Raw genomic sequence first — 13,296 nt, 5'->3', positions numbered from 1 at the left:
TTTTTGATTTTGTGAATAGATAGGTTTTATATGTAAAGAGATTGGAGTTTGCTTTACAATGTTCGGTTTGCAGTATTTAAAATAGGCCATCCAAATAAAGATTGAATTACGATAGTTCAAAAGAGTTCTTTTTCTTCTTTTTCGAGGATTTAGCAATTATTGTTTTTGTCGATGAAGTTCTTCTATCTACGAATAACTATCAAGATATTTTATTAAATCCTGAATATCCTGCTCTTCTTGAGATTTTTTACGTTGGGTATATTCGGCATCGGTTTGGTCTTGGGAGGCTGAAATGATCCAATCTTTATAGGGTGGGGCTGTTTCTAATAGTTGGAGCATGGCAGCGCGAATTTCGTGATCGCTATAGACTGCAAAAGTAAGTGAAGGTGGCCCATCATTGTCGGCTGATATATGTAGCTGAGGTTTGATTCTTGGATTGTGGTAATCCAAATGTTTGTTGAGCCAGTACAATAGTTCTTCTTGTTCACGCTTGGGGAGTGTGTGTATTTGCTTGAGCTTATTTTTGTTGGCGGTGAACCACCGCCAGAAGGCTGGGGTTTTCATTGTCTTTTATCTTTAGTGTTTTTGTCAAAACCTATTACGTTTACCATTTCGCGAAGGCGACTGCGGACTCGGTTGCCGTAACGGTCTTCTATTTCTTCGGCGTTGAGGTTGGTGGTGATGTGGGTAAGGTTGTTGTTTGTGGGACGTTTTGCGTGGTGTTGGACGTTGGAGGTGTAGTTTATAAAGCGTTCGTATCGTGAAAGAAGAATTTCACCTATTACGTTGCAGTCTTTGCCGTAGTGTTTGCCTTCGGGTTCTACGCCGAGGTCGTCGAAACAAAAAAAATGATTGTTGCCGTATTGTTCGATGATGGAATATCCAATGTTGTTAAAGGCAAATACGATGTTTCTTGTTGGGATAATATCATAAGGTCGCTGATGTGGTACTAGGTATCGTAATAATTTCATTAAGGTGGTTTTGCCACAGCCTACCGGGCCGCTGAGTAGGAGGCCTTTGTTGATGTCGATGTTGAATTTTGCACAATTGTCTTTGTCTTTGATAAAATAAAGGCAGAGCTGATATATCATGGAATAATCTTCTTTATAGATTTTAAACTTTTTGCCGAAGAGCATTTTGCCTTTAGCCGATAGATAGTGTAGCATTTTAGGAAATTCATATTGTATGGTGTCTCCTTTCATTTTTCCTAAGGTAAACGCTACACCTCCTTCTTGAAGAATGTGAGGGGTTTCTGGGTTGTATTTTGGAAGGGTGGTCATATTTTTTAGGTTGTGGGTTAACGGTTATCGGTTATCAGTTGTCGGTTCCCTTCGGCTCCCTTCGCCGTCGCTCAGGGATCGTCCTTCAGGGACCGACGCTCGGGGATCTTAGATTTTGCTTTTAATTATATTTATAAGGGTTCTTTATAGTTTTTGGATTTGGTTGTTTTTAGGTTATTACTTCCGTGGGTTGAACGGTTGTCTTGATTTTGGGACACTAGGGGCGGACGTTTTAAATTGAGCTCTTCGGCTTTTAACATCCAGCTTTTTGCTGAGGCGTGCCAATCGTTCATTTTTATTTTACCGCCTATTCGCCAGCCTATTGATTTGTAATGTGCGAAAAACTTTTGCGCTTCAATTTTTGGCCAATTATTTTTAATAAAAAATGAAATAACTTCTTTTTCATTTTGCGGGAGATCTCGTTTAAATAGGTTTTTATTTAGTTTATTATTGTTTATATATGATACCAAGGCTTGTCCTTGATTTGGGACAGCAGAGTCTAAAGGTGGTTTAGAGGTTGTCCCAAAAATGGACAAGCTAATGCGACTTCCTTTAAAGATATTATGCGAGGGTTTATACCGGATATAATTCCAAGTATCGAGTTGTTTAAGGCAACGATGATAGGTTGATTTGGAGCCGATTTTAGAGCTTTTCATCACCTCGTCACGGATTATGATAAAGTCATCTGGGAATCGGTTGATGTTCCATTGATTAAACAAGGCCATATACAGGCTAATGTGGGTTGGGTTAAGTCTGGAGTCTTTTGCAATAATCATAAAAAATGCATTTAAATGCGTGATGTAATTGACATTGGCCATGGGGTTTTTAATAAGGTGCTTTAAAACAAATAATTTGATTTCTAGCGATTTGAGACTTTGTTTTCTTCCAAAACGCGTTCTATTTCTTCTTCTTCATAGAGGATAATTCCGCCGATTTTTGAATAGGGGAGGGTGCCATTGATTCGTAGGTTTTGTAATGTTCCTGGACTAATGGAGAGCAGTTCCATGACCTCGGAAGATTTAAGGTATGCTTTGGACTCTTTGGGTTTGGGTTGTGATAGAAGTTTTTTGATTTCGTCGAGTAGCTCTAGTTTGAAATCGTATAGATCATCGGTGGTAAGAATAGTTACTGGCATAATACTTTTATTTAAGAGTTAGAAAAATAATCCCCGCGGGGAGACGGGGATTTAAAAGTTGCCAAAGGTTATGGTTTTTAGATTGACAACTTTTTGTACGATTTGACCTTCGTGTGATAAAGGTCTGAAGATTGCAGGAATAAAATTCACAAGCTGTACCCAAGATGGGTGAGATTTTTTTTCAGTCTCTATGGCCATGCGGGTTTACCGCATTCTTGCTTCTGAAGCTATAGTCAATTGCTATTTATAGGGAGAAAAGTGATTCAATAGAATGTAGAGGAATTTAATTTTCTTTGATGTTGATTTGAATTGTGTTTATATGTGAGTGCCATTAATGGTAGGCATTTGGAGAGATTGGGTTAAGGTTTTTGTCAGGGATGTTGAGCGGATTATAAGGTTTGTAAAAAGAAGAATTGAGTAAACTCACAAGTTGTACCCAAGGTGGGTGTTTTATTTTGTTAGAAGGGGTTATATGTGGGTGATATTTAATGGCTACTCTTCAACTTTTCCGGAAGTAAATTTGAGACACTCAGGAGTCTTTGTTATAGGAGTTTAGATAAAGCTGGAGGTTTGGCGTATGTAGGTTATTTGTAAGCTTGGTTTATTCTTTTTACAAGGCTATTTTTTATTCGGTCTAAGAAATTTGTTTGGTTTGTTTTTCGGGACCGGATTTCGATATAGGTACGGTAATAATCTCCGAGGTTGATGTTTAGGAAGTGTTGGAATATTGTAGCTATTTCTTTGATATCTGAGTTTCCGTTATTGATAGCTCCAGATTCATATAGCGCATAAATTAATTCTATAAGATCTACTTTATTGCTAGTCCATTGTAGGTGGGGTAGTGATTTTGGCTCTGGATCTGGTGGAGGATTTTCTAATACTTTCAAATCATTTTTTAAGCGATTGATAAGTAATTTGTGTGCGAAAATCTTTGCAGCAATGAAATCGTGTGAAGTTGAAAAGTCCTTGTCTATGCAATATGATAAGCTATCGGGGTGAAACTTAACAGGACGATTAGTTCGTAAAAAGTACTGTTTATCTTTATCGGTTCTTTTTCTTTCTAAATACTGATAGAAAAATTTATGTTCGCGGCAATAGTTTTGATAATTAGCTATATGATCTTGAATATACTTTCTAACCTTTTTTAAAGTGTTTTTGGGTCTATTGGTTTCATATTCTGCTAGGTTGAGGTAATATATTAAATACCCCAAGGGCTTTGGTTTTATTGATTTAAAAAATAGGCATTCATCTGCAGTTGATAGAAAACCATCTGAGAGGATTTTCTTCCGTAGTTTTTGCAGAACTAACTGGCTCTTAATGACCCCTATTTCGATCTCTTCAAAAATAGTATTGGACTCGGAATTTATTTTGTGAATATTCCTTTCTAAGCGGGCTATAACTTTAGTACAGTATTCCATGATTATGAAAATTTAAATGATTCTAGAGGGGGCTTAAATAGGGGGATTGTAACTACTTATAAATTAAGAAAGTTTTGAAATTACTGGTAATGGAATTCCTTAAAAAAAGTAAGGTAAAACCTTACTTTATATTTCATTTTAACTAAAAAACAATTTTTATAGTATTGATTTTCAGGGGTTAATGTGAAATATGAAAATTATTTTTTGCCTTAAATATTGACTTTATTATGTTTGTTATACCCCAAAATCCTCTAAAGAAATAAATTATGGACTCTAAAAAAGTCGATGTTTTAATTATTGACAATTACCCATTACATGTCCAGGTTTATCGCAAGCTTTTGAAGGAGATAGAGCTGACTAATGAGGGGTGGTCTTTTAGGGTATCGGAAGCTAATAGTTGCGATTCTGCTATAGATTTATTGGATAGGATAGAAGCTACACGTGGGACTATTAATTTGGTGTTTTTAGAGATTAAAATTCCGCCCTCAAAGCGGAAGTCTTATTTGTCTGGTGAGGATATCGGGACTGAAATAAGAGAACGTTTTCAGGGCGTAAGGATACTAATAAACACAGTACTCGATAACAGTTACCGAATAAACACCATATTTGATAATATTAATCCGGAGGGTTTAATAATTCGATCGGATGTTAATTTTGAGGTTCTTTTATTCGCGATAAAGCAGGTGTTGATCGACAATCCGTATTATAGTGGACAAGTTTTACGATTTCTTAATAAGTCTAAAGATTACAGTATTTCTTTGGATATATGGGACCGAAAGATACTTTATGAGCTTTCGTTGGGCACTAAAATGAAAGACCTTCCAGTTGTTCTTCCGCTTTCTCTTGGTGCCATTGAAAAGCGAAAACGAAACATTAAATTGCTTTTCGGGATAGAGGGCGTCGATGATAGAAAGCTTCTTGATAAAGCCCGGAGTTTTGGTGTTATTTGATTTTCTTATTTTTCATTTTCTCCTGTTGGTATAGAATGTTTTTTAAATTTCCGATGTCGTCGCTAATTCTACTTTCCAGAACACGTGCATAGATTTGTGTTGTCGATAGTTTGGTGTGTCCTAATAATTTTGAAACGGTTTCGATTGGCACGCCGTTGCTGAGTGTAATAGTTGTTGCAAACGTATGACGTGCACAGTGGAAGGTTACATTCTTGTGGATTTTCAATTTACTTGCGATTTTCTTTAAATATTCATTGATTTTTTGGTTTGAATAGACTGGTAGCAGGCGGTTATCCGTTGTCATTTCATCTTTATATTTATCGACAATATATGCTGCGGGATCTAATAGGGGGATTTTTACTACCTGATCGGTTTTTTGCCTACGGGTGTATATCCATTTGTTTCCGTCTATACCTATTACAATATGGTTTTTGACTAATTTTTTTACGTCTATATATGAGAGGCCGGTGTAGCAGGCAAATATGAAAATATCTTTTGTTTTGTTCAGGCTGTTATTTTTAAAGTTTGCCTGATAGACTTTATCGACTTCACTCTGGCTTAAGTATTCGCGTTCAATTTTTATAAACTTAAGGGAGAATTTTACAAATGGGTCGCGGGTGATCCATTCGAGCTTTTGGGCCAGATTGAGCAGTTTTTTTAACCGCTCTAGGTGTTTCATCAAGCCGTTATTGGTAAGGGGTCTTGATTGTAGCTGCGCTACATTGTTCCGTAGGAAGTTTTCGAAGTCGATTATGAAGGCATAGTTTAGGTTTTCTAGATATATATCGTCGATTTTTCTTTCTATTTGGAGGAATTTTTTCAGGTATTTTTCTGTGGTATAATAGTTCTTTAGGGTTCCTGGTTTGAGTACGGATTTCATGTTGAGGTTGTGGTATGCACTGAGCTGGAGCAGGGTTTTGTGGATTTGATCTTCACCTCGGAATCTAGCCATTACCGTATGCGGGGTGATGAGTTTTTTTTCTTTTAGAAGCTGGCCATAAGCTTCGTGAACCCCCAGAAAGACCTGATCAAGGAAAGCGTTGATTTGCTGTGCTTCAATGCTGGATCCTTTGAGTCTGGTCTTGGTGGGATCCCATAGTGCAGTAGTAAAGTTTCGTTTTAGGCTAAACCTTGTTCGTTTGTCGTTGGCATTAATTCTAATGTACAAAAGTGTTTTGCCTTTGGATTCTTTTTCGAATCGTGGTTGAAAAAGGACGGAAAATGTGCCTGAATTTCTCATGATATTTACGCTTTCGGGTTAAAAAATGTTGAAAACGAGTGTCAAATCAGTGGTTGTTCAAGGAGCTGTTTTTTTTAAAAATGGAACCAAAATGGAACCAAAATGGAACCAAAACAGGTTCATTTTATATGGTTTGGAACCATAATGGAACCAAATATAATGTTTTTTTGCTATGGGCATAAAAACGAAAAACCCTGTAAACAATACGGTTTACAAGGTTTTGTTGTCAAATGGTATTTGACTTAGTCGGGATGACAGGATTTGAACCTGCGACCCCACGCCCCCCAGGCGTGTACGCTACCAGACTGCGCTACATCCCGATTTTTATTCCTCAAAACTTGATGATCCAAAAAAAGCCCAAAATTTTGAAGGGCAAAAATAGTCAAATATTAAAGTATAGCAAGTAGCTTCCTAAATAATTAAATAAAAACCAAGTTGGGAAGCAGCAATTAATTGTAAGTATTAATATTTCTTTAAGCAAAAAGCGACCTGCCAATGTTTAATTTTGGATAAAACCAACAATATGAGCAAAACGAACTTCGAGGATCAATACGACCTTATCTGTGTAGGTGGGGGTATTATGAGCGCCACCTTGGCCCTAATGCTAAAACTGATAGATAAAAATCAGAAAATACTTATTTTAGAACGCCTGGATAAAGTGGCCTTAGAAAGTTCGGCAGCATGGAACAATGCCGGCACGGGGCATTCCGCTTTTTGTGAAATGAATTATACTCCCAAAATGGCTGATGGCTCCATAGATATTTCCAAGGCGATTAAGGTATGTACACAATTTGAAAAATCGAAGCAGTTTTGGTCTTTCTTGGTCAAACACGGTTATATCGAAACCCCAAAAGATTTTATTCATCCTGTGCCGCACCACAGTTGGGTTGAAGGTAAAGACAATGTAAACTTTCTGAAAAAACGGGTTGCTGAATTGACCAAGCACCCCATGTTTGAAGGGATGCAGTTTTCTGAAGACTTCAAAGAAATGGAAAAATGGTTTCCTTTATTGATGACAGATAGAAAAGACACTGAGAGTTTAGCTGCCACAAGGATGGAACTGGGAACCGAGGTAAACTACGGTGTGCTTACCCGAACCTACTTTGAAATATTAGAAAAAAACTTTGATACGCCCGTGCATGCCATGCACGAGGTTAAAGATGTAGATCCTACGGAAGATGAAGATTGGCTGGTAGAAATTAAAAACCTAGAAACCGATGATAAGTTCTATGTTGATGCGGAGCATGTTTTTATTGGAGCTGGTGGCGGTGCCTTGCCATTGCTTCAAAAAGTGGAAATCGAGGAAAAAGAAGGCTACGGCGGATTTCCGGTAAGCGGAGAGTGGCTCATTTGTAAAAACAGAGATATCATTGATAAGCATCATGCCAAGGTTTATGGTAAAGCTGAGGTTGGTGCTCCGCCAATGTCTATGCCGCATTTAGATACCCGTTATATTGATGGAAAACAAGAGCTCTTGTTTGGTCCTTTTGCTGGCTTTAGCACTAAGTTTCTAAAAGAAGGCTCGTATCTAGATCTTTTTAAAAGTATTAAACTGGATAACATTCCTTCAATGTGGGGCGTGTTCTGGCATAATATTCCGCTTACAAAGTATTTAATAGAAGAGGTAAGTATGGGGCATGAAGATAGAATGAAGGCCTTGCGGAAGTTTGTAAAAAATGCTAAAAGTGAAGACTGGGAACTAAAAGTAGCTGGGCAACGGGTTCAAATTATTAAAAAAGATGAAGAAGAGGGAGGCAGCTTAGAATTTGGAACCGAAGTTGTGAACAGTAAAGACGGCAGAATTACGGCACTTTTGGGAGCATCGCCCGGCGCTTCGGTGGCGGTAGATATTATGGTTGAGCTTTTGCATTTTGCATTTCCCAAGAAGGCAAAATCTGATGAATGGCAAGAGAAGCTTACTGAAATGATACCTTTTTGGAACACCGAAATTTCCCAAAATCTTGAAGCTTTTAAAAATACTAGGGAGGATTGTTCCGAAACCCTTCAAATAAATCTACCAAAGCACACTAATTAAGTAAATAGCATCTATATTGAGTAAATTCTTCCCAGCTTTTAAGGTTACATTCGCATTAAAGTTGTTATTTTTGCACATTGGAAAATTATTGAATAGAATATCATGAGCGAAACTATTGAAAGAATAAAATGCCTTATTATTGGGTCGGGACCTGCGGGATACACCGCTGCTATTTACGCTGCACGTGCAGATCTTAAACCTGTTCTTTATACAGGAATGGAGCCTGGAGGACAGCTAACAACTACAACCGATGTTGATAACTTCCCTGGCTATCCAGAAGGCATAGATGGGCCTACCATGATGGTGCAACTACAACAACAGGCCGAACGTTTTGGTACACAGGTACGAATCGGGATGGTTACAAATGTTGAGTTTAGCGATAAAGTTGGCGGAATTCATAAAGTAACCGTTGATAATACCACTCAATTAGAGGCGGAAACAGTTATTATTTCAACAGGAGCCACGGCAAAGTATTTAGGACTTCCAAGTGAGCAGAAGCTGCGTGGCGGTGGCGTATCAGCCTGTGCGGTTTGCGATGGTTTTTTCTATAAAGGTCAAGACGTAGCCATAGTAGGGGCAGGAGATACCGCTGCTGAAGAAGCTACCTATTTGTCTAATATTTGTAACAAAGTAACCATGTTAGTCCGTAAGGATTATATGCGTGCGTCAAAAGCTATGCAGCACCGCGTAAACAATACCAAGAATTTAGAAGTGCTTTTTAATACTGAGGTTGATGAAGTACTAGGCGATACCGTTGTTGAAGGTTTAAGAATGGTAAACAATCAAACTGGAGATAAAAAAGATATAGAAATTACAGGTTTATTTATCGCGATTGGCCATAAACCAAATACCGAGATATTTAAAGGTCAGTTAGATATGGACGATACCGGTTACATTTTGACCAAGGGTAAAACTACTGGTACCAATATGCCTGGTGTTTTTGCAAGTGGTGATGTGCAGGATAAAGATTACCGCCAAGCGGTAACGGCTGCAGGAACAGGTTGTATGGCAGCCTTAGATGCAGAACGCTATCTTGCCACTATTGAGACTGAGGTTACAGCTTAAGAACAACAACATATTTATTTAAACAAAAATGCCGCTATTTATAGCGGCATTTTTGTTTATAACGGTAAGCTTAATCCTTATATTTTGGTAAAAGTAAGGAGTTCGGTGTCACCATTGGGGTCATCATCGGTGTCATCAGAAAGCTCAACCTTGGAGTTGCTAACCGAAACGATATCCCAATCATCACTGATTTCTGAAAATGGTTCGGTTCCGGAAAATTGCAATACTAATTCTTCTTCTGATGTGCTCGAAGTATTATCATAAGCCCAAGTTCCAGTCTCTGTAAATAAATCGGTTTCGCCTTCTACGGTTCCATCTTCTTTAAAGGTAAATACAAAACTTTCAAAAACAAGGGTCTTGTCTTCCTGCCCGTCAATAAATGTGGTTATTTCCCATGTACCTTGGGGCAGGGTTGTTTTAATGTTTTCAAATTCATTGGTGTTAACGGTTCCTGAGTCATCATCTGAACTGCAGGATGCGAAAACAACTATTGCGATTAATAAAATTAACTTTTTCATAATATTCCGTTTTTATTCAAAGGTGCTGGTTTGAGAAGGAAATCCTCTTAAAATTATTATAAATGCACAAAAACCTAACAGTGTTTTATGAACCTGTTAGGTCTTTTTTATAAGTTTCTGCTTTTTTAGATAGTACAACCTGCTAAATAAGGTGAATAACGGTGGTTTACATTTTCTCTACACTTCCGGAATAACTTTTATTTGAATTGACAGAAACCGGATTTCCATAGTATTTTATATGTCCGCCGCTACTTACATGCGTGTCCAGTTTGTTTTTTACATTTACGTTTACTTCAGCTCCGCTTGAGGCCTCCGCATAACAATTTACAACTAGAAGCTCTTCGGCATCAATTTCGCTTCCACTTGAAGCATCTGCCTTTAAAGAAGATGATTTTCCCGATACTTTTACCTCCGATCCACTACTAGATTTTACAATTAAGTCTTGTGAAAACACTTCAACTTCTAGATCGGCGCCGCTACTGCTTCGCAGCGATAGGTTTTGGCTCTTAATAACCGAATTACCGATAACGTCTGCTCCGCTACTGGCTTCAATGGTATTTAACTCCTTAAAAGTTACATATACTTTTTTCGCTTTTGCCCAGCCAATGTTGCTGGAGGTGGTTATATGAAGCTTATTATTTTTTATTTCGGTTGAAATGTACTGCTGAATGTTTTCATCGGCCTCTACAACAAGCTTGTTTTTATCACCTTGAACCAAATACACATCTAAACCAGCACTACCTTTTATCGCGGTAAAATTATCGGTGAGATTTCGTTCTTGTGTTATGACGTTCCCATTTCCTTTTTCGCCATTATTAAGGTTTATATTACAAGAACTTAAAACCAGCGTGGCTAATATAATGAGGGTAATGTTTATTGACTTCATGATTTTTTGGTGTTTAGGTTATAGCTTTAGTTTGTGTTAAGGACGTGATTTAGTTTTCAAAATCTTCCTGAACCTCCTGTTCCCAGGTTTTATTCGGAAGGGTTTTTGTTGAGTCTATCACTTCTTCAGAAATTAATAGCGCTGAAGAATCGGTAGCTTTGGTTGTTTTTTGTATTTCGAAACAGTCAAGACATTCAAACTTATCTTTTAAAACTTTAAAATAATGTGCGTCGTTGTCCCAATTGCTCATTTCGTTGAAATCTGAATTAAATCCGTAATAGGAAGCTGTATTTTCTTCAGAATAAAGAACCGTACCTTCTGGCAAGTAGATGGTGAGTTCTATTTCTTGATCACGAAACTTATTGGCTGTATTGGTGGTGAAATATCCATCTAAAACCAGACTGCCATCGGTTAGCATAAAACTATAGTCTATAGCTTTAGCCCGTTTTTTCGCGTCTAGATGATTGTTGCCCTGAGCTTCCTTATCAATCAAAATTTTCCCGATGGAATCTTTTGTAGATTTAATGTTTAACGAAATGTCATTGGAATAAATAACACGTTTGTCCATGTCGTTATACTTTAATTCAAGCCCGCTGTTTCGGCCCACGGTATAGCTGTATTGTTTATCGGCACGCATAGAAAGGCGTAACGTATCGCCAGGGTTTATTGCAAGCGTTTGTTCTTCTATAAAATTGCCATCGTAAGCTTGCTCGGTAGCTTGTTTAATGCCAAAAACTGCTAAGCCGATAAGAGAAAGCGCCCAAACAACAATCAGGAATATTTTTAAGGTAGCGCTCATTGGCTTCAGATTGCTGATTAATAGTTTTAAGCCTAGAATAAACAAAGCGAAAAACGGAATTCCGACTACAAAAAAGGTAAGTAGTGCCAATAGCCAAATTGGGGCATTGGTTGTATCAATCATCGCAATTTTTTCGGCTATTTCTGTATTTCCCCAGAAATCTACTGTGCCTACGGTAAAAAATCCAATTACTAACCCAATAAGTGTGGTTAGGGAAATAATAATAATTAACACCCCAATTAATTTGGCGAAAATTTTAAACAGGCTAACAATTAATTCTCCTAGGGAATCAAAAAAACTTGAAGCTCCAGTTTTCACTTTATTGCCGTATTTATCATAATCTACATTTTTCACGCGGTCGGCAACATTATCAAAACCCTCTTTAAACTTTTTTTCAATGTTTGAAATATTGACGGGTTCCCCTGTCATTTTTAGTTTTTCTGAAGTAGTTATGGCTGGTGGAACCAAAATCCAAAATAAAATATATACCAGAATAGGCGATCCGAAACCTGCCACTACCAATAACACCCATAAAAGGCGAATCCAGATAGCGTCTATTCCTAAAAAATGCCCGATACCTGAAGAAACTCCAGAAATATACTTATTGTCAATATCCCGAAACAGCTGCTTGCGTCTAGTAGTACCGCTAGCTTTATGGTTAGCTCCTGAGGTAGGAGGGACGTCTTCAAAAATCTCGTCATCAACCTCATAATCTTCGGGTTGCCCCATAACTTCAATTACTTGGTCTAAGATTTGTAAGGTAATAACTTGATTTGGTTCGCCTCTCTTTTCAGAAAAAAGTTCTGCAATTCGGGCTTCAATGTCCTGCATTATTTCTTCGCTTCCATCATCGTTTTTTAATGACTTCCGAATAGCGTCCAGATAGCGCGAAAGTTTTACATAGGCGTCTTCATCTATATGAAAAGAAATGCCTGCCAAATTTATATTTACTGTCTTATTCATTTTGTGTTTTTTTCGCTGGTTACTATGTTTACAGCCTGTTGCAATTCGTTCCAGGTGCTGTTCAATTCGGTTAAAAATAACTTGCCTTTTTCGGTTAGGCTATAATACTTACGTGGCGGTCCGCTGGTAGATTCTTCCCAACGGTATGAAAGTAGTCCCGCATTTTTAAGCCTTGTGAGCAAGGGATAGATTGTACCTTCAACCACGAGCATCTTTGCATTTTTTAGGGTTTCTAGAATGTCTGAGGTATAAGCCTCTCCGTCCTTAAGGATTGAGAGGATACAGAACTCCAAAACCCCTTTTCGCATCTGCGCCTTTGTGTTTTCGATTTTCATTTTATCTAATTGTTTGTTTTGATTCTCGTTTGTTGGTGAATAGTATATAAGGCTGCTGACTTTTGATTTCTTCACATTGCTGATGCTTCAATACGCTAACAGGTTCCTGTGTCTTTGGCGTGCTTGCACCCATAAACTGTAAAATGGCAGCTAACAGATAACTAACTAATGTGCTCATCTTGAATTGGGTTTTTAGTGTTGGTTTTTATAAATGGTATAGTAAACGGATATTGATACAATTGACCGCGGGAAGCATGGATTGATGCATTTATTACCGCGTACAGCTCAAAAACAAATAGCGCTAACATAATGACCAGTAACAGACCGAATAGGAGCATGTAACCAGAAAGATGCTGCATGTTGCTCATTGAGAAATTCCCTGCATTTTGATCTATTGCCTCTATAAGTGAAATAAAATCGGTTGCAAAAATAAGGAGGAACGGAAGGCAACTTAAGCCTATTAATATATTGTAAATCAAAATACTCAGCTGGAAATTAACAGCTTGCTTTCCGTGCTCGTCAACAAAGGGTTTTTCCTTGTTAAATGTCCAGATTAATAAGGGCGCAATATAATTTGCAAACGGAAAAATGTACTTTAAGAATGTTGACAAATGGATAAAAGCACTTGTGTTTTTTTCATTTTCTGATGTTGTAGTTGTCATAGTCCAATAT

General features: G+C 37.7%; 14 protein-coding genes and 1 tRNA gene. 3 read left to right on the top strand and 12 right to left on the bottom strand.

Translation table 11 applies throughout. The features are described 5' to 3' along the window. Nucleotides 1-186: 186 nt before the first annotated feature. From QPK98_RS05635 to QPK98_RS05615, 5 genes are all read right to left on the bottom strand, one after another. Nucleotides 187-564, bottom strand: a complete 378-nt coding sequence (locus QPK98_RS05635; RefSeq protein WP_310992082.1) for a hypothetical protein — start codon at nt 562-564, stop codon at nt 187-189. Then, nucleotides 561-1,280 carry a P-loop NTPase family protein gene (locus tag QPK98_RS05630; protein ID WP_310992081.1) on the bottom strand — a complete coding sequence of 240 codons (720 nt, stop codon included), beginning with the start codon at nt 1,278-1,280 and terminating at the stop codon, nt 561-563. Before QPK98_RS05630 ends, QPK98_RS05635 begins: the two co-directional genes overlap by 4 nt. 131 nt (nt 1,281-1,411) lie before the next feature. Beyond that, on the bottom strand, nt 1,412-2,056 hold the full coding sequence (locus QPK98_RS05625; protein ID WP_310992080.1) for a hypothetical protein: 645 nt from the start codon (nt 2,054-2,056) through the stop codon (nt 1,412-1,414). Nucleotides 2,057-2,139: 83 nt separating this feature from the next. Then, a complete protein-coding gene (locus QPK98_RS05620; protein ID WP_310992079.1) occupies nt 2,140-2,415 on the bottom strand; it encodes a helix-turn-helix domain-containing protein in 276 nt (91 codons plus the stop codon). Between the two features lie 584 nt (nt 2,416-2,999). Further along, nucleotides 3,000-3,833: an RteC domain-containing protein gene (locus tag QPK98_RS05615; protein WP_310992078.1), complete on the bottom strand. Its 834-nt coding sequence runs from the start codon at nt 3,831-3,833 to the stop codon at nt 3,000-3,002. 266 nt (nt 3,834-4,099) lie between these two features. On the opposite strand from QPK98_RS05615, the gene QPK98_RS05610 reads away from it, so the two are divergent. Continuing rightward, nucleotides 4,100-4,783 carry a DNA-binding response regulator gene (locus QPK98_RS05610; RefSeq protein ID WP_310992077.1) on the top strand — a complete coding sequence of 228 codons (684 nt, stop codon included), beginning with the start codon at nt 4,100-4,102 and terminating at the stop codon, nt 4,781-4,783. Here the strand turns inward: QPK98_RS05610 and QPK98_RS05605 are convergent. After that, the gene (locus QPK98_RS05605) at nt 4,776-6,023 is read right to left on the bottom strand and encodes a site-specific integrase (RefSeq protein WP_310992076.1); all 1,248 of its coding nucleotides are present in this window, start codon (nt 6,021-6,023) and stop codon (nt 4,776-4,778) included. The genes QPK98_RS05610 and QPK98_RS05605 overlap by 8 nt on opposite strands. Before the next feature lie 246 nt (nt 6,024-6,269). Continuing rightward, nucleotides 6,270-6,343: transfer RNA gene (locus tag QPK98_RS05600), tRNA-Pro, on the bottom strand. A 203-nt stretch (nt 6,344-6,546) separates the two neighbouring features. Here QPK98_RS05600 and mqo point away from each other — a divergent pair. Both mqo and trxB read left to right on the top strand, forming a co-directional pair. After that, nucleotides 6,547-8,058, top strand: coding sequence for a malate dehydrogenase (quinone) (mqo, locus tag QPK98_RS05595; protein ID WP_310992075.1), 1,512 nt, complete (start codon nt 6,547-6,549; stop codon nt 8,056-8,058). A gap of 102 nt (nt 8,059-8,160) precedes the next feature. Then, entirely contained in the window at nt 8,161-9,123 is a 963-nt protein-coding gene (trxB, locus tag QPK98_RS05590; RefSeq protein WP_310992074.1) for a thioredoxin-disulfide reductase, read from the top strand. A gap of 77 nt (nt 9,124-9,200) precedes the next feature. Here the strand turns inward: trxB and QPK98_RS05585 are convergent, their stop codons facing one another. From QPK98_RS05585 to QPK98_RS05565, 5 genes are all read right to left on the bottom strand, one after another. Beyond that, nucleotides 9,201-9,641 (bottom strand): glycoside hydrolase family 43 C-terminal domain-containing protein, encoded by a 441-nt coding sequence (locus QPK98_RS05585; RefSeq protein ID WP_310992073.1) that lies wholly within the window; start codon nt 9,639-9,641, stop codon nt 9,201-9,203. A 166-nt stretch (nt 9,642-9,807) separates the two neighbouring features. Beyond that, nucleotides 9,808-10,527, bottom strand: coding sequence for a head GIN domain-containing protein (locus tag QPK98_RS05580; RefSeq protein ID WP_310992072.1), 720 nt, complete (start codon nt 10,525-10,527; stop codon nt 9,808-9,810). A 49-nt stretch (nt 10,528-10,576) separates the two neighbouring features. Further along, a complete protein-coding gene (locus QPK98_RS05575; RefSeq protein WP_310992071.1) occupies nt 10,577-12,289 on the bottom strand; it encodes a PspC domain-containing protein in 1,713 nt (570 codons plus the stop codon). Continuing rightward, nucleotides 12,286-12,624 carry a PadR family transcriptional regulator gene (locus QPK98_RS05570; RefSeq protein WP_310992070.1) on the bottom strand — a complete coding sequence of 113 codons (339 nt, stop codon included), beginning with the start codon at nt 12,622-12,624 and terminating at the stop codon, nt 12,286-12,288. Before QPK98_RS05570 ends, QPK98_RS05575 begins: the two co-directional genes overlap by 4 nt. Nucleotides 12,625-12,785: 161 nt before the next feature. Beyond that, on the bottom strand, nt 12,786-13,286 hold the full coding sequence (locus QPK98_RS05565; protein ID WP_310992069.1) for a DUF4870 domain-containing protein: 501 nt from the start codon (nt 13,284-13,286) through the stop codon (nt 12,786-12,788). Nucleotides 13,287-13,296: the final 10 nt, after the last annotated feature.

This window comes from Aequorivita marina (genome assembly GCF_031631895.2).
In the GTDB taxonomy this organism is placed as follows: Bacteria; Bacteroidota; Bacteroidia; order Flavobacteriales; family Flavobacteriaceae; genus Aequorivita; species Aequorivita marina.
This window is presented reverse-complemented; position numbering and strand designations above follow the sequence as displayed.

Excerpts from the sequence above, each read along its gene's own strand:
- QPK98_RS05635 (WP_310992082.1), bottom strand. The coding sequence starts at position 564 with ATGAAAACCCCAGCCTTCTGGCGGTGGTTCACCGCCAACAAAAATAAG.
- QPK98_RS05630 (WP_310992081.1), bottom strand. The coding sequence starts at position 1,280 with ATGACCACCCTTCCAAAATACAACCCAGAAACCCCTCACATTCTTCAA.
- QPK98_RS05625 (WP_310992080.1), bottom strand. The coding sequence starts at position 2,056 with ATGATTATTGCAAAAGACTCCAGACTTAACCCAACCCACATTAGCCTG.
- QPK98_RS05620 (WP_310992079.1), bottom strand. The coding sequence starts at position 2,415 with ATGCCAGTAACTATTCTTACCACCGATGATCTATACGATTTCAAACTA.
- QPK98_RS05615 (WP_310992078.1), bottom strand. The coding sequence starts at position 3,833 with ATGGAATACTGTACTAAAGTTATAGCCCGCTTAGAAAGGAATATTCAC.
- QPK98_RS05610 (WP_310992077.1), top strand. The coding sequence starts at position 4,100 with ATGGACTCTAAAAAAGTCGATGTTTTAATTATTGACAATTACCCATTA.
- QPK98_RS05605 (WP_310992076.1), bottom strand. The coding sequence starts at position 6,023 with ATGAGAAATTCAGGCACATTTTCCGTCCTTTTTCAACCACGATTCGAA.
- mqo (WP_310992075.1), top strand. The coding sequence starts at position 6,547 with ATGAGCAAAACGAACTTCGAGGATCAATACGACCTTATCTGTGTAGGT.
- trxB (WP_310992074.1), top strand. The coding sequence starts at position 8,161 with ATGAGCGAAACTATTGAAAGAATAAAATGCCTTATTATTGGGTCGGGA.
- QPK98_RS05585 (WP_310992073.1), bottom strand. The coding sequence starts at position 9,641 with ATGAAAAAGTTAATTTTATTAATCGCAATAGTTGTTTTCGCATCCTGC.
- QPK98_RS05580 (WP_310992072.1), bottom strand. The coding sequence starts at position 10,527 with ATGAAGTCAATAAACATTACCCTCATTATATTAGCCACGCTGGTTTTA.
- QPK98_RS05575 (WP_310992071.1), bottom strand. The coding sequence starts at position 12,289 with ATGAATAAGACAGTAAATATAAATTTGGCAGGCATTTCTTTTCATATA.
- QPK98_RS05570 (WP_310992070.1), bottom strand. The coding sequence starts at position 12,624 with ATGAAAATCGAAAACACAAAGGCGCAGATGCGAAAAGGGGTTTTGGAG.
- QPK98_RS05565 (WP_310992069.1), bottom strand. The coding sequence starts at position 13,286 with ATGACAACTACAACATCAGAAAATGAAAAAAACACAAGTGCTTTTATC.